A 20,823-nucleotide genomic window follows, 5' to 3' on the forward strand; every position below is an offset into this window, starting at 1 on the left:
ATTTCCTCCTATCACTACAAAAGCAAAATGATGATAAGCATACCAGCAAGGACTCCAAGGCTTTTCACCATTTTTTCATACTTTTTTTGCTTTTCGCGAGCATTCTCTTCTTCTCTTTCTAAGTTAGTAAGGGTTAACAATATCTGTTTCTGTTGTGTATCCCGGTCGTGTCTTCCTAAATTTTCTCCGAATTGAACTAAAATTTCATATTCACTTTGTTTTAATGAAGCGGATTCCCTAATTCTCTTTAGGCTTTCTTCCCAAGCAGATTTTACAATCGCATTCTCTTGCTTTAAAGCTTCAGAAAAAAGTTTATAATGGTTTGCAATCGGTTCAGGTATTTGCTTACATATTTTGTCCGCCGCCTCTCCAAGTGGAGTATGACTATACATTATTTCCGCATCCAATGTTTCAAGGGAGTGTCTAAATAATCGTATGTTTTTAGGTCTTTCACTTAATTGTTTCGAAAATTCAAATCCTGCCCAGGTTGTCGCTCCAACAATAAAAATCGCTCCAATAATTTTAATCATGAACGACCGCAGCCCTTCTTTTCATAGGAACTGGATTTCCATTTTCATCTTTTATCGATACTGTTGTTCCAGGACCTTCACTTCTAGACAACTCTATAAATCTTTCGAATACTTTTTGATCTATAATAGGTTTAAGAAGGGGTCTTTTCCTAATTTCTTCAAAATTCTTTCCATGAGTGGTCATAATTAAAGTGATTCCTGCATTTACCGCCTCCATTATCGCCATGCTGTCTTCTTCTCTCCCAATCTCATCTACAATCAAGACATTTGGGCTCATGGAACGGATCATCATCATCATTCCTTCTGCTTTCGGACAAGCATCCAATACATCAACCCTAGGACCAAAATGAAGCTGAGGTACCCCATGTACGCATCCCGCAATCTCTGAACGCTCATCTACAATTCCAGTTTTTAATGAAGGAATTCCTTTATCATATACGCCACTTGAAACTACTCTCGCTATATCTCTTAATAATGTGGTTTTCCCAGTTTGTGGAGGGCCGATAATCATCGTGTTTTTCCATTCTTGCTCAAATAAATAAGGAATATATTTTTTAGCAGCACCAATTTTTTCTCTCGCAATTCTAATATTGAACGAAGCCAAATGTCTGATTGCTTTAACTGAGCCATTGTCGAGAATGACTTTTCCTGCAAGGCCGATTCGGTGTCCTCCCTCTATCGTGATATAGCCTTTCTTTAATTCCTCATCAAGTGTATAGAAGGAATGGTTGGCCAGTTTACTAATGAAATGCTCCGCATCATCTTTAGTAAAAAGGTAAGGGAGGAATTGAGGAATGCCATTGGATGCCACTTCCACCTGGCGGTTAATCCTTAATCTAATTTCTTCTACTTCATCCCATTTGTCGGTAGGAAGCTTCTTTATCAATTCACATATACGAGCTGGCAACATCCGTAACACCGAATTCATCTTGCTTCCCTCCTAACATCTTTACTATCTAATATGTATTCAGCTTGTCTTTAAATATGAAAGGAAGGTTTGTGACCAATAAAAAAAACCGAGGAAATCCCTCAGTTTTTTAAAAGAAATAAAGAAAATATAAGTTATTTAATATTTTATTATGCTCTAGATACATAAGATCCTTCTGATGTATTGATGACAAGTTTATCTCCCGCATTCACAAAGAATGGTACTTGAACAACTAGGCCTGTTTCCATTTTTGCAGGTTTTGACCCACCTGAAGCTGTGTCTCCTTTTATGCCTGGATCCGTTTCAACGACTTCCAGTTCTACTGTATTCGGTAATTCTACTCCTAGCGTTTCACCGTTATACATAATGATATGAACTTCCATATTTTCTTGTAAAAATTTCAATTCATATTCTATTTGCGATGCTGGTAATTCAATTTGTTCATATGATTCATTATCCATAAATACATGCATATTTCCATTTGCATATAAATATTGCATTCTTTTATTATCGATTTGCGCTCTTTCTACTTTTTCTCCAGCTCTAAATGTTTTTTCCTGAATCGCTCCTGTGCGCAGGTTTCTTAATTTAGATCTAACAAATGCAGCACCTTTTCCTGGCTTCACATGTTGGAAATCGATGACGCGCCATATTCCTCCGTCTGTTTCAATTGTTAATCCTGTTCGAAAATCGTTTACTGAAATCATTAATATTCCTCCTAAAAAGTCCCTTATAAAATTATTAATTCTTTCGTTGAATGTGTCAACGTTTCATTTCCTGATTCCGTTATTAATGTATCATCCTCAATCCGAACGCCGCCAATACCCGGTAAATAAATGCCAGGCTCTACTGTTACGACCATTCCCGGTTTTAGCTTCGTCTCTGAACGGAATGAAAGTCCTGGTCCTTCATGAACCTCAAGACCAATTCCATGACCTAGAGAATGGCCAAAATTCGCTCCATATCCCTTTTCCGTAATATAGTCTCTTGCAATCGCATCTGCTTCAATTCCGCTCATTCCAGGTTTTATGAGCTCCATCGCTTTTAACTGAGCTTCAAGAGTAACATTATAAATTTCCTTTAATTTTTCAGATGGGTCCCCTACTGCAACAGTTCGGGTTATATCTGATACATACCCCTTATGGAGGGCTCCGTAATCCATAGTAACGAAATCACCTTTTTCAATAACCTTTTCGCTCGCCACTCCGTGCGGTAACGCCGCTCTCCATCCTGATGCCACAATAATATCAAAGGAAGAAGATGTTGCACCCCATTTGCGCATGAAAAATTCTAATTCATTGGCGACCTCTAACTCTGTTTTACCTGGTTTTATAAAATCAAGAATATGTTTAAATGCGGCATCCGCAATATCTGCAGCTTCTTTTAAAATACTGATTTCATCAGCATCTTTAATTAAACGGAGATTCTCAATAACATTTGAAATAGGTACTAGTTCAGCCTCAAGAGCTTTCTCGTACTCTTTCCAAGTAGAAAAAGGCATATGATCCTGCTCAAACCCAAGTTTTTTAATTCCCAACTCTTTTACTTTTTCAGCCACTTCCTGTGAAATTGGCCCAGTATGTCTTACAATCTCGTATCCTTTAGCTTGCTTAGCTGCTTGTTCTGTGTAACGAAAATCTGTAATAAAAAGTGCTCGATCACCTGAAATAAGAGCTACTCCTGCTGTTCCAGTGAAATTTGTCATATAGCGGCGATTATATGTACTTGTAATTAAAAAACCATCAATATCTGATTGGTTAAATTGCTCTCTAAGTTTTTCTACCTTCCCCACTATGCCTCTCTCCCTTTTACATATTCTTTCATTGCATTTAACGCCATTTCATAGCCATAAAATCCAAAACCGGCAATTTGACCAATTGAGACTGGAGCAGTAACAGAATGCTTCCTAAACTCCTCTCTAGCATGAACATTGGATATATGGACTTCAATTACTGGGATATCAATCGATGAAATCGCATCCCTTAGTGCAATGCTGTAATGTGTAAATGCCCCTGGATTCATAATAATCCCTGCGAAACCCTTATCAGCTGCCTGATGAATCTCATCCAATAACGCACCTTCATAATTGGATTGGAAGCACCTTATCTCCACTCCTAATTTTCCACCTGCATCCTGAATGCTTTTTTCGAGTTCTAATAAAGTATTGCTCCCATATATTCCGGGTTCACGTTTACCTAGCATATTTAAATTCGGACCATTTAAAACGAGAATTTTCACGAATGATTCACGTCCTAGTCAAGAATGATTACTAGAACATTCTACCATAAATTTATAAAATTCAACTAGCGTTACTTTTCACTGTCCTTGCTTTTGTTCTACATTGCTCCAATTTGATTGTTCTTCATATTCATAAGAAATTGAGTAACCAATAAAAAGCCCATAAAGTAGAAAAAATCCAAGTTCTGTGGCAATGGTATTAAATGGATAACGGAACAACCATTTTACATCAGGAATTATCGGATATAAGACTAAAAAAATGATAATAAAAATCAATGCACCGTAAAGAGCCCCCCAAATAAGGGACTTTTGTTTTCTTAATGCCATATAGTATAGCAATGCTATAACGATAGATATCAATCCATACAATAGTACTGTAATTACAAATCCGAGCCAGCCATCCGTCCATTTTCCCGAAAATGGAGTTAAAATTACTTTAGGGCTAATTTCTGTGAAATTGAAGTAATGCAAAAAAAAGCCAAACAATGTGCCAAATACACCCGCTACAAACCCAGTCACACAAGCTAATTTCAAAACAGACATTTGATATTTTATTACAGCTTCTTTTTCTTTTTCCATTATTTCCACCTCCACCTTTATCATGTCCATGCTTCGCCTCATTTGTGCATATAATATTTTATCTGGTGAATTTCCGATTATTTTAGTAAGATAAAAAGAGATGCTGCAAAGTGCAGTTCCTCTTTATCGGTGAAAGGGCCATTATGTTTTGATCTTTCAACGAAAATTTAAGGACATTATTAATTTAGTAGATGGCTTCTTGAGCTAGATGGAAACTTTCTTAATGCAAAGTTGCCCACAAAGTTCCAAGTTTCACATTTTCAACGCAATACTAAAATCCAATAAGTTGGTGACAAACTATGAAAAACACAAATAAACCTGCTTATGGTGGGCAGGCTGTAGTCGAGGGAGTTATGTTTGGCGGTAAACATCAAACTGTTACCGCTATTCGCCGCAAAGATCAATCTATTGAATATTTTTATTTACCAAGAAAAACGAGGCCTGTTCTTCAAACATTGAAAAAAATTCCATTCCTCCGAGGAATTATTGCTATTGTAGAAGCGAGTGGAAATGGTGCCCAGCATTTAACCTTTTCAACAGATCGTTATGATGTTGATCCGAGTGATGATGGAAAAATCCAAGAAGAAAAGATGTCTAAGACAACATTAGTATTAAGTGTAGCTGCTCTTGGTGTTCTATCATTTATATTTTCAAAGTTTATTTTCACTCTCGTTCCAGTCTTTTTGGCAGCTTTATTTAAACCAATCCTTCCGGGAGATACAGTCCAAATATTGATTGAAGGACTTTTTAAGCTTATTCTTTTACTTTCCTATATATATTTTATTTCAATGACTCCATTAATAAAACGAGTATTTCAATATCATGGTGCCGAACATAAAGTCATTAATGCATATGAGCATAATCTTGACTTGACAGTTGAAAATGTCCAATCGATGTCAAGGCTCCATTATCGATGCGGCAGCAGTTTTATTCTTTTTACTGTCGTCGTAGGGGTAATTATCTACATGTTTGTAGCGGTAGATCCACTTTGGGTCCGAATATTAAATAGAATTGCATTAATACCCGTTGTTTTAGGTGTATCTTTTGAAGTATTGCAGCTAACAAATAAAATGCGAAATATTCCTGTTCTTAAGTGGCTTGGTTATCCGGGGCTTTGGCTTCAATTATTAACGACAAAAGAACCAAGCAATGATCAAGTAGAAGTTGCTCTTGCTTCGTTTAAGGAATTATTGAAAGTGGAAAAGCAAAGTGTAGACACAATAGAAAAAGAGAAAATCGTCTAATAGAGTATATATCTATTTCTTTTTGGGAAAAATGACATTACTCCCGAGGAGGTGGCGCTCTTGAACGTACGTAATTGGTTGGTCGGAATCATAGCTTTAATGGCAATAATTGGTCTCGGCTCATACATTTTCAATAACCCCGCCGGACTATTTCGACAAATCTTTATTATTGGACTTGTCTCTGCTGCTATCTATTTAATTTATCGGGTTTGGATGGGAAAGAAACCTGAACGAAGCGAAAATAGATCTTTCGCTAAGGCTGCAAGACTTTCAAAAAAGCGGAATCGTAAGAGTCATTTAGCAAGCAGTCAGATAAGAAAAAAACCGCTTCGAAAAAGATCAGCTGCACATTTAACTGTCATCGAAGGTAAAAAGAGCAAGAAAAAAGATCGAGCTATTTTTTAATAAGTCCATTTCTGTAAAAACTGTTTTGTTCTAATACGTCCTTTTTCGATAAGGGCGTGTTTTTTTTCTTCAGATATTGAAAATTCAGATGAAAAGTTTTCATCAAGCGGGATAAAAATAATATCCTTTTCATGCTTACGAGATATATACCTAGCATCATGTGCATCTTTCATAGTACTAAAAAGTGCTTCAAATAATGATAATCCATTTCTTATTACTCTTTTCGGCTGCTCCTCCATATTGTAGCTAAGCTTTATCCCCAATACCGGACGCGGCCGTTGTTTGTTTTCATCTTCAAATAACCATAAAGGAAAATTACTGAGAAGTCCCCCATCAACTATAATATTTTCTCCTGAAAGAGAGCGTAATTTTATTGGCTCGAAAAAAAAGGGCACTCCACAACTCATCCGGACAGCCCTTGCCACGGGAAATGTCTCTTTTGGGATACCATAGCTTTCTAAATCATCAGGCAAGACAATCAACCTTCCTGTTGAAAGGTCTGAAGCGATTAATCTCAATTTTCCTTTGGGCATATCCTTGAACGTATAGACACCTTTTTGGGCCAATTTTTTCCCTAACCATTCTTCTAACTCATTTCCTCTATACATCCCCATTCTCCAATATAACAAAAGCCACTTTGCAAGAGCAAAAGGAAGAAGAGTAGTTCGCTGGTCTAAAAACATTTTCATTTTGGTTTCATCCATTAGATCTTTTATTTCCTGACTCGTATAACCAGCGGCTATAAAGGCAGCCATAATGGCCCCTGCACTTGTACCTGCTAATCTTTTAAAGGTAAAACCTCTTTCCTCTAACACCTCATATGCCCCAATTAGTGCAAGACCCTTAATACCTCCTCCTGAAAAAACACCATCTATATTCATGCTCTCCACTCCTCCAAAAGGTCCTTATTTATCTTTAGGAAAGAGTGGTAAAAATTAGAACAAAAAACAGGCTTCCCACAAAATGGGATAACCTGTTTTTTAATGATGTCTAATTAAAGACCGCATTTTAATTGCGCATTACAATTATCGCATGTATTGCAGCCGCCAATTTCTTTTACTTGGCCTTTTCTGCAAACAGGGCATGTATTGCCGATTTCAGAACCAATTGTCACGCTTGTTGAACGTAAATCTTGGATTGTATCGACTAAAACAACTGGCTCCTTAAAGGAAAGCTGTTCGCTTGCTTCCATACTATTTTCTTCTGCTTTTAATGTGAGAACTTGGGAGTCGCGGCTTCCATCTACATATACTGTACCGCCTTTAGCTCCCCCTCTATATAAGCGCTCATACACTTGTTCAACTTGCTCAACGGCATAACCTTTCGGAGCATTGACCGTTTTAGAGATAGAACTATCAATCCAGCGCTGAATTACGCATTGGACATCAGCATGTGCCTCAGGAGATAAGCTCATCGCCGTAACAAACCAGTGTGGCAAGTTATCCGGATCGGCTTCTGGATGACGGCTTATATATTCTTCCACAATATCTGCTTTTACTTCGATAAATTTACCTAGACGTCCACTTCTATAATACGTAAAGGAGAAATACGGCTCTAATCCGGTTGATACTCCCACCATCGTTCCTGTAGATCCAGTTGGGGCTACAGTTAGAAGATGAGAATTACGGATTCCATATTTAAGGATTGATTCGTTTATATCCCCTGGCATTTTTTTCATATAACCTGTTTCAATGAATGCTTTGCGGAGACGATTTGTATCTTCTGTCGTTTCCCCTTCAAGGAATGGGAAGCTTCCTTTTTCTTTTGCCAGCTCCACTGATGCTTCATAGGCTGTTGTAGCAATTGTTTCGAATACTTTGTCCACTAAATCATTTCCTTCAATAGAACCGTATTCTTTTTCACAATAGATTAACAAATCTGATAGACCCATTACACCAAGACCTACACGACGCTCTCCAAGTGCTTGCTTTTTATTTTCCTCAAGGAAATATGGAGTAGCATCAATGACATTGTCTTGCATCCGAACACCGATACGTACGGTTTCTTTTAACTTTTCGAAATTTACCGATTTGTTTTCTTTATCGGCCATTTCAGCTAAGTTAACAGCTGCAAGATTACATACGGAGAATGGCGCAAGTGGTTGCTCTCCACATGGATTTGTTGCTACAACTTTTTGACCGTAGGCTTGAGCATTCGTCATATCATTGGCATTATCGATGAAGAAAATGCCCGGTTCAGCGGAATAAGTTGCACAAATATTAATTAAGTTCCAAAGCTCTTTCGCCTTGATTTTACGATATGTGCGTACTTTGTAACCAAGTTTTTCCCATTCACGGACATCGCCGACTTTTTGCCATTCGGTATTGTATGCTTTCATTTCTTCTTGATTATAATTTTCTACATCTGGGAAACGAAGTTCATAATCCCCATCATTTTCAACCGCGTCCATAAATTCTTTTGTAAGACAGACAGAAATATTAGCCCCTGTCAGAAACTCAGGATTATGGACTGAATATGTACCACCTTCAGCCAATTTTTCCTCAGCTTCATGGAAAATTCCTTCGCTAAATCCGCCAAGGCCTGGGATATTGCGATAATTAAGCACTCCTTGATACATAGCTTCTTCTGTATCGGAAAGAGGCGTAAACTTCAACTTATCTTTTGCATGCTTTTTAATAACAGGATCCGTTGTATTTTCAATCAAGAATCGTAAAATACGCGGATTTTGCATTTTAGAAATAATAAATTCGATAATATCAGGATGCCACGCATTTACCGTCCCTTTCAGGATATTTACACTGCTATTGCAGTCGGACTAGACTATATCATCACCCTCAGCTTAACTGTTAGGGGCCGGGCGCTAATGAGAGTTTATTGTTGGGGCTCACTCTCTAGTCGTTGAACCTTCGCCATCACCTATGCCCAATGACGCTTGGCTGCAGATCGCCCAATGCTGACAATTTTTAAGCATTCACGCTCACCGTTTCCAGTCACGTTGTAGCTTGTCAGCCTCTAAGGATTTCCCTGCAATTCACCCGATTTTCTTGTCATCCATTTTCTGGTTGACGCGGACTAGTGCATCTTTCTTTTAATCCGCTAGCATTATCATCTGTGCTCCACGTCTTGACCCACCCTGCTCAACAAGGTGTGTTAGTTTCGCAATGTCATCTAACCAAGATACAGAGCCTGATGATTTACCATTTACTCCTCTTGCAAGTGTATTACGAGGTCTTAGTGTAGAACCGTTTGTACCTACTCCACCGCCTCGGCTCATGATTTCCATTACTTGCTTGCGATGTTCGGATATTCCTTCACGAGAGTCAGCCACAAATGGCATAACATAACAGTTAAAATACGTTACATCCGTATCTGCACCCGCTCCGTATAAAACACGACCTGCTGGGATAAAGTTAAGATTTGAAAGTTCTTTATAAAATTTTTCAAACCATTCTTGTCTTTTTTCTTCTGTCTTTTCTACAGCTGCAAGACCCGTTGCATTACGTTTTGCAATTTGCTCGTAGAAGATTTCTAGTGGCTTTTCGATAATATCAAGTGGTCGGATAATCAATCCTGTCTCTCTTTCTACATCACTATCAAGTGCACTTCGAAATTCTTCTTCGACAATTACTTCAGCCGTCTTCTCTTCCCAGTTAATAGACTTGATAAATCCAAGCCCTCTTGCGGGGAATTTTGGATCTTCTTTAATAGTCAGAACGACGAAATCGCCCTCTGTTAAAGTAATCTTTTCTGTATCCTTGAAGGCATAGCGGTCAATCATAACAAGCCTAGATACCCCTTTATGGGTAATCTTCATGTCAGGCGTAATAGGATGCACCGGCTTAAATAATCGGATATCTTGATTAAGTCTTTCTATGTTGAGAATTTGTTTCTGCGAATAAACTACAGACATTGCGTCAACCCCTTTTACAAATCATTCTATTAGTTACGTTACCATATGTATAACCATTAAATCAATGCTTAAACACAATATATTGTATTTTATTTTTCATCCACCACACTACATATAGTGATTCAGTTGAACTTTGTTTGATTTTGTCAAATTCAAAAAAAGCAGTAAAACAAAGATTTTTAAAGATTTTATACGAAATTACAACAAATACCACGATTTTTGAACAAAATTTGCATTTGCTCTTTTTATTTCCTCTTTCATCGTTTGTATGATAAGGTTTATTGGAAATGGCCTAAAAAATTATTTTTTAAAATTTTATCTGACAATGAAAATCTATAAAAAAGATTTTGATTCATAGTGCTATGATGAATATAATAGAATATAGGGCTATTTACTAGAAAGGGGAAGGAAGAATTTTGGAGGCTTTATACACATTACTAATTTTACTGGGAGCAATCATTGCTTTTTCCCTTTATAATTACTTCCATCAGAAAAAAATCTTAAAAACATTAACCGAAGAAGAATTTCGTGCTGGTTATCGGAAAGCACAATTGATTGATGTTCGCGAGCCAAATGAATTTGAAGGTGGACATATACTAGGAGCGCGCAACATTCCAATGTCCCAATTAAAAACACGCATGAAGGAAATTCGCCCAGATAAACCTGTATATTTATATTGTCAAACGGGATTACGCAGCGGAAGAGCCGCACAAACTTTATACAGAAAAGGTTACCGAGATTTGTACCATTTACAGGGTGGATTTAAAAAATGGTCTGGACGAATCAAAACGAAGAAAAAAGTATAATAGCTGACATCATACCGCGGATGAAACTCCGCGGTTTTTTGTAATAAATAAGGAAAGTATAAATTTCAAATAGGATTTTCATGGCAATGGATGTCTGCTTTGTCCAGTTCTAGCGCCTATCGACTAGCAAACTTCCTGTCCTTTTCTTTTGCGTAAGTCAAAGGCCCAAATGGAACGTCGACTAAAATCGCCACGTCCTGCGGCAACGTCGACGGACCCGCATCCTGCGGGCCTGTACGTCGATGAGCAAGGCGCTTGCGCTTTTCTTATAGGAAAGGTTGGGGGAAAGTGATCTTAAAAGAGGTAAAGTTCATACAAAATGAAAATGAAAAACAGTTTCCTTTTACACTTCCGGTTTTGAAAGATTTTAAGGAGCTTTCTTTCAGGAAGCCCATTACTATTTTAGTAGGCGAAAACGGAAGTGGAAAATCTACTTTTCTAGAAGGGATTGCAGCTGCATCAGACTTACCAGTCTCACGAGGTGTAGAAATTTCCCAAGATAGCGACTTGGTGCATGCTCAAAAATTAGCAAATGCTTTAAAATTATCTTGGATTCAAAAAACGAAAAATGGCTTTTTCTTAAGAGCGGAAGATTTTATTTCCTTTGTCAATAGGATAAAGAAAATGAAACAAGATGCTGAAGAAGAATTAAAAAATATTGAGTTCGAATACAAAAATAAATCTGCTTTAGCAAAAGGACTTGCATCAATGCCTCACGCACGAACACTCGCAGAGCTAAAGCATTTATACAATGAAGGATTGGATGTTCGTTCTCATGGTGAAGGATTTCTTGATTATTTTCAAGCTCGTATTAGACCGAGGGGGCTATATTTGTTAGATGAGCCTGAAACGCCTCTATCACCTATGAGGCAATTAAGTTTAATCAGTATTATTTTGGATGATGTGAAAGAAGATTCTCAATTTATTATCATAACGCATTCTCCTATCATTATGGCGCTTCCAGATGCAGATATTTATAGTTTTGATGTTCAGCCTCCTCAATTAATACAATATGAAGAAGTGGAACATGTTCAAATTACGAAAAATTTTCTTGAATCGCCCCAATCTTTTTTAAGGCATTTATAAAAATGAGGCGGACTTTTTATTAATAAAAGTCTGCCTCATTTTTTATTATTCTTTTACATATCTTAAAACCGGTTTTCTTGCAGCTTTCGTTTCGTCAAGTCGTTTTACGATAGTTGTGTGTGGAGCTTCTTGCACGAGTTCAGGATTTTCTTCCGCTTCCTTCGCAATTTGAATCATTGCATCAATAAATGCATCAAGCGTTTCTTTTGATTCTGTTTCAGTCGGTTCAAACATCATACATTCTTCAACATTAAGCGGGAAATAAATTGTTGGTGGATGATATCCAAAGTCAAGCAATCTTTTCGCCATATCAAGCGTACGAACTCCTAGCTTCTTTTGACGCTTTCCACTTAAAACAAATTCATGTTTACAATGTCGGTCATACGGAAGATCAAAATAAGGAGCAAGCTTTCTCATCATATAGTTAGCATTGAGTACCGCAAATTCTGTAACAGCTTTTAATCCATCTGGCCCCATCGTACGAATATACGTATAAGCGCGTACGTTAATGCCAAAGTTACCATAAAAAGGTTTAACTCTTCCAATTGATTGAGGGCGATCATAGTCGATTACAAATTTACCATCTTTTTTCGTAATAACCGGCTTAGGCAAAAATGGAATCAAATCTTCTTTCACGCCGACAGGACCAGAACCTGGACCACCACCTCCATGTGGGCCTGTAAATGTTTTATGAAGATTTAAATGGACAACATCAAAGCCCATATCTCCAGGACGAGCTTTGGACATAACAGCATTTAAATTAGCACCGTCGTAATAAAGCTTACCGCCAGCACCATGGACAATTTCTGCCATCTCAAGTATTTGTTCTTCGAATAGTCCGAGAGTGTTCGGATTAGTCAACATTAATGCCGCTGTATCAGGACCAACCAGTTCTCTTAAGTGATCCAAATCAACTAATCCATCCTCACCAGATCGAACAGTAATCGTTTCTAATCCGGCTACAGTTGCAGATGCAGGGTTCGTTCCGTGAGCAGAGTCAGGTACGATGACTTTCGTTCTTTCCGTGTCTCCATTTGCTTCGTGGAAAGCACGAATCATCATGAGTCCAGTCCATTCTCCGTGTGCTCCAGCTGCAGGTTGCAGAGTTACTTCATTCATCCCTGTAATTTCAATTAAATGCTGCTGTAAATCAAACATCAATTCAAGTGCTCCTTGAACAGATGATTCAGGCTGTAAAGGATGTATATGGGCAAAGCCAGGGAATCGTGCAACCTGTTCATTAATTTTTGGATTATATTTCATCGTACATGATCCGAGTGGATAAAATCCTGAATCCACACCGTGATTATGTGTCGAGAGTTCCGTAAAATGTCGCATAATGTCAAGCTCTGATACTTCTGGAAGCTCGGGTTCATTTTCTCTAACATATCCCTCAGGCAAACATTCAGCTATATCGATTTCTGGCACATCCATTTCAGGCAAGCTATAACCAATTCTCCCCGGAGTAGACATTTCAAAAATTAATTTTAAGTCTTGATTATTCACAGCTCTCCCCCACTTCTTTTACAAAGCTAACAATCTCTTCCTTCGTTCTAAGTTCAGTGACGGCAACAAGCATATGTCCATCAAGTTCTGGATAATCTCGACCTAAATCATATCCGCCAATGATTCCTTTTTGAAGCAATATTTCATTTACTTCCCTAACAGGCTTATTAAGCTTGACGACAAATTCATTAAATTGGTAGCCCTCGAACGGAAGATGAAATCCATTTTCTTTAAAAATGGTCTTCGCATAATGAGCTTTTTGAATATTTTGCACTGCCATTTCTTTTACACCTTTTTTACCAAGGGCTGTCATGGCGACAGAGGAAGCTAATGCATTTAATGCTTGGTTGGAACAAATATTGGATGTTGCTTTGTCTCTGCGAATATGCTGTTCTCTAGCTTGCAGCGTCAAAACAAATCCTCTTTTTCCGTTTTCATCAGTTGTTTGTCCGACTAAACGGCCGGGAACTTTTCTCATCAATTTTGATGTAACGGCAAAGTATCCACAATGCGGACCACCGAAGGAAGCAGGGATTCCAAAAGGCTGAACATCCCCAACCACAATATCAGCACCAAAATCTCCAGGAGGAGTTAACGCTCCAAGTGCAAGTGGATTACTTGAAACGATCAATAAACCCTTTTGTTCGTGGATTAATGGCTCAATATCCTTTAATGGTTCGATCTGACCAAAAAAGTTCGGATATTGTATGATTACAGCAGCAACATCATTATTAAGTTCATTTTTCAGAGCAGCTAAGTCGGTTACAGCGTTAAGGTAAGGAATTTCTACAACATCGATATATTGACCTTTTGCATATGCTTTTAAAACTTCTCTTGATTCAGGGTTTACGGTTTTGGACACAAGAATCTTTTTCCGTTTCGTTTGACCTGCACTAAGCATAGCAGCCTCTGCAAGTGAAGTTCCCCCATCATACATGGAAGAGTTCGCAACATCCATGCCGGTTAGTTCACAAATCATTGTTTGAAACTGGAAAATAGCTTGAAGCTCACCTTGTGATATTTCAGGCTGATACGGAGTGTATGCTGTATAAAATTCAGATCTAGAAATGACATGGTCAACAATTGTCGGAATATAGTGATCATATACACCAGCCCCTAGGAATGAAACATTCTGTTTTAAGTCAGCATTTTTCCCCGCCAGACTTGCGAGTTCCTTTAATAATGCGGATTCCGATTTTGCTTTTTTAATGTTATATTCACCTTTAAAACGAACTTTCTCCGGTATATCAGAAAATAAGTCATCAATTGACTCAGCGCCTATTGCTTCAAGCATTTCGTTTTGATCTTGCTCGGTCATCGGCAAATAGCGATGTTTAATCATATTTTTCTCCTCCAGCTTAGTTTTTGGCTCTCTTATAAAACGGAGTCGAAACGACTTTTGCCTTTAGTCGTTTTCCACGAATCTCAACTGTAAGCTCATTTCCAAGTTCCTTATATTCGGAATTTATAATCGCAAGCCCAATATTTTTTTTCAAAGTGGGAGATTGAGTCCCCGAAGTAACAAAGCCAATTTCCTTATCACCAGCAAATACCTTATATCCATTTCTTGGAATTCCTCTATCAATCATTTCAATTCCTACAATCAATCTAGGGATACCGGCATCTTTTTGTTTTTGTAAAGCGCTTTTTCCGATAAAATCTTCTTCCTTGTTGAGTTTGACAGCAAAGCCTATCCCAGCCTCCAATGGAGAGATATGCTCGGATAGTTCCTGCCCATATAAAGCTAAGGTTGCTTCAAAGCGAAGTGTATCTCTAGCACCAAGTCCACACGGCAACAAACCTTCTCCCGTTCCAACTGAAATGAGGTCCTCCCATATTTTTTCCGCATTAGAAGTACTGCAATATATTTCAAATCCATCTTCTCCTGTATAGCCTGTACGAGAGATTAATGTTTTTGAACCATTCACATCAACATTTTCTTTAAATTTAAATAATTTAATTTCTTTTAAATCTGTAGCATTTACTAATTTTTGAAGAATGGCTTCTGCTTTTGGCCCTTGGATGGCGATTAGCCCATAGTCACTTGAAACATCTTGGATTTCAACATTGCCTTCAGCATTGTCACTTAGCCATTTAACGTCTTTCTCAGTATTGGCTGCATTTACTACAAGAAGGTAGTCCTCATCGGCTAATTTATAGACAAGTAGATCATCTACTACTCCACCATTTTCATAACACATCGCCGTATATTGTGCACTTCCAGATTTGAGTTTTGAAAGATCATTTGTCATCATTTTTTGTAAAAATGCGAGACTGTCCTTGCCTTTTACCACTATTTCCCCCATATGAGAAACATCAAAAATACCAGCCTTAGTCCTTACCGCTTCATGTTCTTCTTTAATACTAGAAAATTGAACTGGAAGATCCCACCCACCAAAATCAATTGTTTTTGCGCCTAACTCCTTATAAAGCGGATACAATGGCGTTCTTTTTAAATTCGTCATTTAAAAACCTCCTTCTCCTTAGCCTAATATGTACGAGAATGCAAAAAAGGACAGAAAAATCCCGTTGCAGTAGGATTCTCTGTCCTGGCACCTGAGAGTTTCACCTTGCGGCTTACCCCTTTGGTGGTTCTCAATAATTAGAACACTCTCCAGAGTTGCGTCAAACAAGGGTTCTTTTGCCTGAGAGATTCACAACTTTGTTGCTTGCTCCTTCGGCGCTGCACATGCAGTCTCTCCCCGTGTCTTCATTCGCCAATATTATGTACATTTACTGGATATACTAAATCTTACATATCACTTAACATCAACAACATCGTATCACCATTTTATATATTCATCAATGCTTTTCGTAATGTAGGAGGTAATTATGTCAATACAAGTAGTCTTTCAACAAGACTGGCAAAAAAACTTTTTGCAAAAGATAGATAAAGATGGACCTTGGGCAAATCGAGAATTATTTAAATTAGCGATACAAGCGGAAAAATTTTTAAATGTACCTTCTTTTGAAGGGTTGGTCGCTCCAAAATTTCTGCCTAATTTTACACCTTTGCCACATCAACTTGAAACTGCACGCCAAGTAGTCGAAAACATGAATGGTAAAGCAATATTAGCTGATGAAGTGGGTCTTGGAAAAACAATTGAGGCCGGCCTGATTATAAAAGAATATATGATTCGTGGACTAGTAAAAAAAGTATTGATCCTTGTTCCTGCTTCCCTTGTCTCTCAATGGGTCTCTGAGCTTAATTCGAAATTTTATATCCCAGCAGTTGCCCAAAGAAAAAGTTATGTTTGGGATCAATATGATTGCGTTGTCTCATCCATTGATACGGCAAAAAGGAGCCCCCATAGGGAAATAATAGCCGAACAGAATTATGATCTTATTATTATTGATGAAGCACATAAACTTAAAAATCATAAAACCAAAAACTATGAATTTGTTCAATCCTTGAAAAAGAAATTCTGCTTATTATTAACAGCTACCCCTATCCAAAATAAAATTGAAGAAATGTTTTACCTTGTATCTCTTTTAAAGCCCGGCCATTTAGGGAGTCAGAGCGGTTTTACGGATAAATATAAGGATAAAAAATTATCGGTACAAGAAGATACGTTTTTAAAAGAACTCGTCAATAAAGTCATGATTAGAAATAGACGTGGAGACACAGGCATAGAATGGCCTGAACGCCATGTAGAAACAATTCCTATTGAATTTACGAAAGAAGAGCGAGAACTATATAACGCAATCGAAATGTTGAGGGATACTGATTTACCTGTACACGGATTTTCTTTATTAACATTAAAACGTGAGGCATGCAGTAGTAGGGAAGCTGTCTATTTTACATTGAAAAACATGCTTGCAAAATATGAAAATCCCTCTGAATTGTTTATTGAAGCTCTTCAATTCATTCAACAGAAAATGGATGCAGTCGTGAAAAATTCTAAAGCGAGTAAAGCACTGGAATTAATTAATAAGATTGATGACAAAGTCATTATTTTTACAGAATATCGAGCAACACAAATGTATTTACAATGGTTTCTAGGGCAAAACGGGATTCGTTCTGTCCCTTTTAGAGGAGGATTTAAAAGAGGAAAAAAAGATTGGATGCGTGAGCTATTTAAAAATCAAGCCCAAGTGTTGATTGCGACTGAAGCTGGTGGCGAGGGCATCAACCTGCAATTTTGCTCACATATTATTAATTTTGACTTGCCATGGAACCCAATGCGCCTTGAACAAAGAATTGGACGTATTCATAGACTTGGCCAGGAAAATAATGTTCATATATACAATTTTACAATTATGAACACAATCGAAGAGCATATTGTAAAACTACTCTATGAAAAAATACAACTATTCGAGCGTGTAGTTGGAGAATTGGATGAAATATTATCAAGGCTGGAATTCATGAATTTCGATGAGTATTTAAAAGATATTTTTGAGCAATCAAAATCAGAAGGTGAAATGAAAGTAAAGATGGGAAATTTAACTTCATTGATTCAATTTGCGGACACTATGAGAACGGAGGAAGATGGGAATGCTGCAAATGGAAATTCATCAATATCTTGAAACTTTTTTTTGTGAAAATGATTGCTTGATTGAAGAAAAAGGACCCGGACACCTAGTTGTACAATTAACTGTTGATATGGATAAAGAATTAATGAACCGGCCTTTTTATTGGACTTATCTGGAGAAGACAGGCGGAACTCCTAATCCAATGAAAATAACCTTAATTACCGATCAAGAAAAAACTCCAGATCATATAAAAGGAGAAGTCATCCATTTTGGAGTACCAAGACTTCACCAAATATTTCAGGCAACGAAAAAAAATTCTGCCTATATTAGATTGTACGAGATACCGAACAAGGCGAATAGCAAAAGTCAAATTCCCCTTCATCCCTGGCTTATGCTTAATATCAAAATCTCCTACCAGTGTGACAGAAAAAAAGATTTAATAAGATCAATTGGAATAAATTTAATCAATGGCTCTATTTTTGAAGATTTTTACGAAAAGGTAGATACAATACCCTTACAAGCAACCATACCAGACTACTGTTTTACCATTTCACCGATTATTAAACCGGTAAGTGGTATTAAACGAATAGAAAATCTATTAATAAATGAAGTGAAAAAAAGTGAACATCCTTGGGCAAACGAAGCGATAAAAAGGTGGAATGAGGATTTACAATTATTAGATCATTTCTATGAAGACCATACCGAAAAACCTGAAACCTATCATATTGAAAAAGAAGCATTAAAGGATCAATATGAACCTGTAGTCAATATGGAAATCATAAATGGTGGATTTTATTATTTAGCAACGAATCCATATATGTACGAAAGAGGCTGATAAGTCAGCCTCTCCTTTTTAATATCATGCTTATTGAAATCGGAAGCAAGCCAAACCAATGCGTTAAAGCTGGTTCCCTTGCACTTCTCCGATCAAGTTTTAATTTTTTTCTTTCCTCTTTAGGCAGTTCAAAGTGTTTTATGAATGTTTCGGTCAAATACTTCACATAATCATTCGTAGACATGAATCTATTCCTTCCCTCTACAAAAACCATTCGATTATTAGAAGTATAGCCAAGTTTTATAGATTCATTCGACTAATAATCTTTTCAGCGGCTTCTTCTATAGTTAAATCTGATGTATCAATAGTGAAAGAAGCACTATCTAAATATAAGGGGAGTCTTTTTTCATACATATCCTTTATTTCTTCAACTGATTTATTCTTTAAAAGAGGCCTTGTTAGATCATCTTTTAATCTCTCCAAAAATACTTCAGGTTTGCATTCCAGAAAGACTACTCTTCCACTTTCCTTAAGGAATTTCCGGTTTTTTTCTTTTAATATAATCCCTCCACCAGTCGTAATGATTGATGGCGTATCGGTTAGATTAAGTAAAATTTCAGTTTCCTTCTCTCGAAAACGTTCTTCACCAAATTGTTCAAAATAGTTCTTAATCGGGACTCCTGAATATTCCTCAAACCGTTCATCAGTATCAATTACTGGAAGCCCGCTTTTTTCTCCTAAGACCTTGCCAATAGACGTTTTCCCAGCCCCCATAAAGCCAATTAAGTAGATTGATTTTTTTGTCATTTTCATCCACCTCTTTATATTCTTCTTTCATTATATAATAGGTGGGCCGTCAATCCATATTAATTTCATTCTCACGATCCATAAAGCAAATCCAATATTTGCTTTTCGTAATAATTCTTCATTTCTACCACATAGCCTAATTCAGAAATATATATTTGTGTTGCTTCATATATAACAAATAGAGAAAGGACTGCCACAATCAATACAACTGGGAACGCTGCTCCATCTTCATTTCTAATACTTCTTCCTCTCCTTTATCTAGCGGAATGACGAAAAGCGCTTCTTCTTTAACACCATTTGCAAAAGCAACATTTAATTTTAACATTTGACCGTGTTGTGAAAATAATACTGAAGGTACATGTTGCAGGACAACTTCATGCCCTTTATCATTGACTGTTCTTCTAATGCTGTGGCCATATGTTTCGTAAAAGACCCCTCCTACTTTTTTATCGATGATAATGCGATTACTGGAAACAAGCACCATATTTGCATCCTCTAATTCATTTCTCAACTGAATCAAGAAAAGATTCCATTCGTAATCTTCATCTACTTTTATTGTTCTATCAATTGCAGCGAATGAATGAAATATTAACGGCATTAAAGACATGATGAGAGATAAGATGAGCATAGAAAAAATAGAATCAAGCAGGGTAAATCCGTTTTGATCATTCATAACATTTTTGATGTTCATCATATTTCACGCAAGCTTTCCAAAAATCATCACCATTTCTTTCAATTGTTAGTTCGTATTCAACGTTTCGAATGACTCTAATTTCCTTCGATGAATTCTCAATCGGAAAATGCTGCTCGATATGTTCGTATAATAGTCTATTTGCAATCATCTCCCTTTTTCCATCGTATAAATGAAAAAGCATCTTAAAAAGCAAAGGAAATAAGAATGCACAAATGAATATGGCTACGGCAAATGACAAAAGTCCTTCCACAACCGTAAAACCATCCTCATTCCTCCTCAATCAAAAACCTCCCCCTTCCGATATAAAATGTTATCTTTACTTTTTTCCCTTTCACATTCAATATCATCGTCCCAAAATTTGATACGTTTCCATCTGGTGTAATAGTAAAGCTCGAAAGGTTCGTTTCTCTGTCTATATTAATGGCAGCAGGTAATTTTCTCTGAATGATCATCTTATTCGAATCTTTAGAAGCAGCCTCATACTGCTGGGTAATTCGAGTAAACCTAAAATTGATTGTTTCTTGTCGATTTAAGGCGTAAGCATGGGCATAGTATAGATCGGACTGCAATTGATTAAGAAACATATTTTTTTGCATCAACGCCCAAAAAGATGTTAAGGTGAAAAAGCTAAATGAAAGAATGATTGTCATGACTGTAATGACAATCATTACCTCCAGCAGAGTAAACCCATCTTCTCTCTTAATGAACGTTTCCATTTTCATCTATCGAAAGAACTTTCCCGTTCGGACATTTAAATTCAAATCCTTCATTTACGTAATCACCTTCTAATGCACCAAGTGTTGCGGGGTATTTTTTATTTTCCATATAATAGGCTTGAACTTGTCCTTGCACCATTTGTCTCGTAGTTCTGAAAAACAACC

General features: G+C 37.2%; 22 protein-coding genes, 2 pseudogenes and 1 riboswitch. Of the genes and pseudogenes, 6 read left to right on the forward strand and 18 right to left on the reverse strand.

The window, feature by feature from the left end; all coding sequences use genetic code 11:
* Positions 1-14 precede the first annotated feature (14 nt).
* The 6 genes from spoIIIAB to KHA97_RS06035 all read right to left on the reverse strand — a co-directional run bounded on the left by spoIIIAB (position 15) and on the right by KHA97_RS06035 (position 4,275).
* Positions 15-530, reverse strand: a complete 516-nt coding sequence (spoIIIAB, locus tag KHA97_RS06010) for a stage III sporulation protein SpoIIIAB (RefSeq protein WP_213123794.1) — start codon at positions 528-530, stop codon at positions 15-17.
* Positions 523-1,458, reverse strand: coding sequence for a stage III sporulation protein AA (gene spoIIIAA, locus KHA97_RS06015; RefSeq protein ID WP_213123795.1), 936 nt, complete (start codon positions 1,456-1,458; stop codon positions 523-525). The genes spoIIIAB and spoIIIAA overlap by 8 nt, the downstream gene beginning before the upstream one ends.
* A gap of 149 nt (positions 1,459-1,607) precedes the next feature.
* Complete coding sequence (efp, locus tag KHA97_RS06020; protein ID WP_213123796.1) at positions 1,608-2,165, reverse strand: elongation factor P; 558 nt, start codon at positions 2,163-2,165, stop codon at positions 1,608-1,610.
* Positions 2,166-2,188: 23 nt separating this feature from the next.
* Positions 2,189-3,250 carry a M24 family metallopeptidase gene (locus tag KHA97_RS06025; RefSeq protein WP_213123797.1) on the reverse strand — a complete coding sequence of 354 codons (1,062 nt, stop codon included), beginning with the start codon at positions 3,248-3,250 and terminating at the stop codon, positions 2,189-2,191.
* Positions 3,250-3,696, reverse strand: a complete 447-nt coding sequence (gene aroQ / locus KHA97_RS06030) for a type II 3-dehydroquinate dehydratase (RefSeq protein WP_213123798.1) — start codon at positions 3,694-3,696, stop codon at positions 3,250-3,252. Before aroQ ends, KHA97_RS06025 begins: the two co-directional genes overlap by 1 nt.
* A gap of 78 nt (positions 3,697-3,774) precedes the next feature.
* Positions 3,775-4,275, reverse strand: coding sequence for a YqhR family membrane protein (locus KHA97_RS06035; RefSeq protein ID WP_213123799.1), 501 nt, complete (start codon positions 4,273-4,275; stop codon positions 3,775-3,777).
* Between the two features lie 299 nt (positions 4,276-4,574).
* Between KHA97_RS06035 and KHA97_RS06040 the strand changes: the two genes are divergently transcribed.
* Positions 4,575-5,519 carry a DUF1385 domain-containing protein gene (locus tag KHA97_RS06040; protein WP_213123800.1) on the forward strand — a complete coding sequence of 315 codons (945 nt, stop codon included), beginning with the start codon at positions 4,575-4,577 and terminating at the stop codon, positions 5,517-5,519.
* Between the two features lie 60 nt (positions 5,520-5,579).
* Positions 5,580-5,924: an SA1362 family protein gene (locus tag KHA97_RS06045; RefSeq protein WP_213123801.1), complete on the forward strand. Its 345-nt coding sequence runs from the start codon at positions 5,580-5,582 to the stop codon at positions 5,922-5,924.
* Here KHA97_RS06045 and KHA97_RS06050 read toward each other — a convergent pair.
* The 3 genes and pseudogenes from KHA97_RS06050 to KHA97_RS06060 form a co-directional block, all read right to left on the reverse strand.
* Entirely contained in the window at positions 5,921-6,805 is an 885-nt protein-coding gene (locus KHA97_RS06050) for a patatin-like phospholipase family protein (RefSeq protein WP_213123802.1), read from the reverse strand. The two genes, KHA97_RS06045 and KHA97_RS06050, sit on opposite strands and share 4 nt — an antisense overlap.
* Before the next feature lie 113 nt (positions 6,806-6,918).
* Positions 6,919-8,655 (reverse strand): annotated as a pseudogene (locus tag KHA97_RS06055) (vitamin B12-dependent ribonucleotide reductase); the annotation flags it as partial.
* A gap of 321 nt (positions 8,656-8,976) precedes the next feature.
* Positions 8,977-9,795: pseudogene (locus KHA97_RS06060) on the reverse strand (ribonucleotide reductase N-terminal alpha domain-containing protein); the annotation flags it as partial.
* Between the two features lie 416 nt (positions 9,796-10,211).
* Here KHA97_RS06060 and KHA97_RS06065 point away from each other — a divergent pair.
* Together KHA97_RS06065 and KHA97_RS06070 are read left to right on the forward strand one after the other, a co-directional pair.
* On the forward strand, positions 10,212-10,601 hold the full coding sequence (locus tag KHA97_RS06065; RefSeq protein ID WP_213123803.1) for a rhodanese-like domain-containing protein: 390 nt from the start codon (positions 10,212-10,214) through the stop codon (positions 10,599-10,601).
* Between the two features lie 288 nt (positions 10,602-10,889).
* Positions 10,890-11,687: an AAA family ATPase gene (locus tag KHA97_RS06070; protein WP_213123804.1), complete on the forward strand. Its 798-nt coding sequence runs from the start codon at positions 10,890-10,892 to the stop codon at positions 11,685-11,687.
* Positions 11,688-11,732: 45 nt separating this feature from the next.
* Here the strand turns inward: KHA97_RS06070 and gcvPB are convergent, their stop codons facing one another.
* The 3 genes from gcvPB to gcvT are packed head-to-tail and all read right to left on the reverse strand — an operon-like array spanning position 11,733 to position 15,658.
* The gene (gene gcvPB / locus KHA97_RS06075) at positions 11,733-13,160 is read right to left on the reverse strand and encodes an aminomethyl-transferring glycine dehydrogenase subunit GcvPB (RefSeq protein ID WP_233713399.1); all 1,428 of its coding nucleotides are present in this window, start codon (positions 13,158-13,160) and stop codon (positions 11,733-11,735) included.
* A gap of 25 nt (positions 13,161-13,185) precedes the next feature.
* Positions 13,186-14,532 carry an aminomethyl-transferring glycine dehydrogenase subunit GcvPA gene (gene gcvPA, locus KHA97_RS06080; RefSeq protein ID WP_213124331.1) on the reverse strand — a complete coding sequence of 449 codons (1,347 nt, stop codon included), beginning with the start codon at positions 14,530-14,532 and terminating at the stop codon, positions 13,186-13,188.
* Positions 14,533-14,551: 19 nt separating this feature from the next.
* The gene (gene gcvT, locus KHA97_RS06085; RefSeq protein WP_213123806.1) at positions 14,552-15,658 is read right to left on the reverse strand and encodes a glycine cleavage system aminomethyltransferase GcvT; all 1,107 of its coding nucleotides are present in this window, start codon (positions 15,656-15,658) and stop codon (positions 14,552-14,554) included.
* A 158-nt stretch (positions 15,659-15,816) separates the two neighbouring features.
* Positions 15,817-15,907: riboswitch (glycine riboswitch) on the reverse strand.
* Between the two features lie 118 nt (positions 15,908-16,025).
* Here gcvT and KHA97_RS06090 point away from each other — a divergent pair.
* Both KHA97_RS06090 and KHA97_RS06095 read left to right on the forward strand, forming a co-directional pair.
* On the forward strand, positions 16,026-17,720 hold the full coding sequence (locus tag KHA97_RS06090; protein ID WP_213123807.1) for a DEAD/DEAH box helicase: 1,695 nt from the start codon (positions 16,026-16,028) through the stop codon (positions 17,718-17,720).
* Positions 17,689-18,501, forward strand: coding sequence for a YqhG family protein (locus KHA97_RS06095; protein ID WP_213123808.1), 813 nt, complete (start codon positions 17,689-17,691; stop codon positions 18,499-18,501). The genes KHA97_RS06090 and KHA97_RS06095 overlap by 32 nt, the downstream gene beginning before the upstream one ends.
* A 4-nt stretch (positions 18,502-18,505) precedes the next feature.
* Here KHA97_RS06095 and KHA97_RS06100 read toward each other — a convergent pair whose 3' ends face one another.
* The 6 genes from KHA97_RS06100 to KHA97_RS06125 form a co-directional block, all read right to left on the reverse strand.
* A complete protein-coding gene (locus KHA97_RS06100) occupies positions 18,506-18,685 on the reverse strand; it encodes a YqzE family protein (protein ID WP_213123809.1) in 180 nt (59 codons plus the stop codon).
* 56 nt (positions 18,686-18,741) lie between these two features.
* The gene (locus KHA97_RS06105; RefSeq protein WP_213123810.1) at positions 18,742-19,248 is read right to left on the reverse strand and encodes a shikimate kinase; all 507 of its coding nucleotides are present in this window, start codon (positions 19,246-19,248) and stop codon (positions 18,742-18,744) included.
* A gap of 199 nt (positions 19,249-19,447) precedes the next feature.
* Positions 19,448-19,942 (reverse strand): competence type IV pilus minor pilin ComGF, encoded by a 495-nt coding sequence (gene comGF, locus KHA97_RS06110; RefSeq protein WP_213123811.1) that lies wholly within the window; start codon positions 19,940-19,942, stop codon positions 19,448-19,450.
* Complete coding sequence (locus tag KHA97_RS06115; protein ID WP_213123812.1) at positions 19,914-20,222, reverse strand: hypothetical protein; 309 nt, start codon at positions 20,220-20,222, stop codon at positions 19,914-19,916. Before KHA97_RS06115 ends, comGF begins: the two co-directional genes overlap by 29 nt.
* The gene (gene comGD, locus KHA97_RS06120) at positions 20,209-20,658 is read right to left on the reverse strand and encodes a competence type IV pilus minor pilin ComGD (protein ID WP_213123813.1); all 450 of its coding nucleotides are present in this window, start codon (positions 20,656-20,658) and stop codon (positions 20,209-20,211) included. Before comGD ends, KHA97_RS06115 begins: the two co-directional genes overlap by 14 nt.
* On the reverse strand, positions 20,642-20,794 hold the full coding sequence (locus KHA97_RS06125) for a hypothetical protein (RefSeq protein ID WP_213123814.1): 153 nt from the start codon (positions 20,792-20,794) through the stop codon (positions 20,642-20,644). The genes comGD and KHA97_RS06125 overlap by 17 nt, the downstream gene beginning before the upstream one ends.
* Positions 20,795-20,823 lie beyond the last annotated feature (29 nt).

It is taken from the genome of Lederbergia citri (genome assembly GCF_018343625.1).
Classification (GTDB): domain Bacteria; phylum Bacillota; class Bacilli; order Bacillales; family Bacillaceae_C; genus Lederbergia; species Lederbergia citri.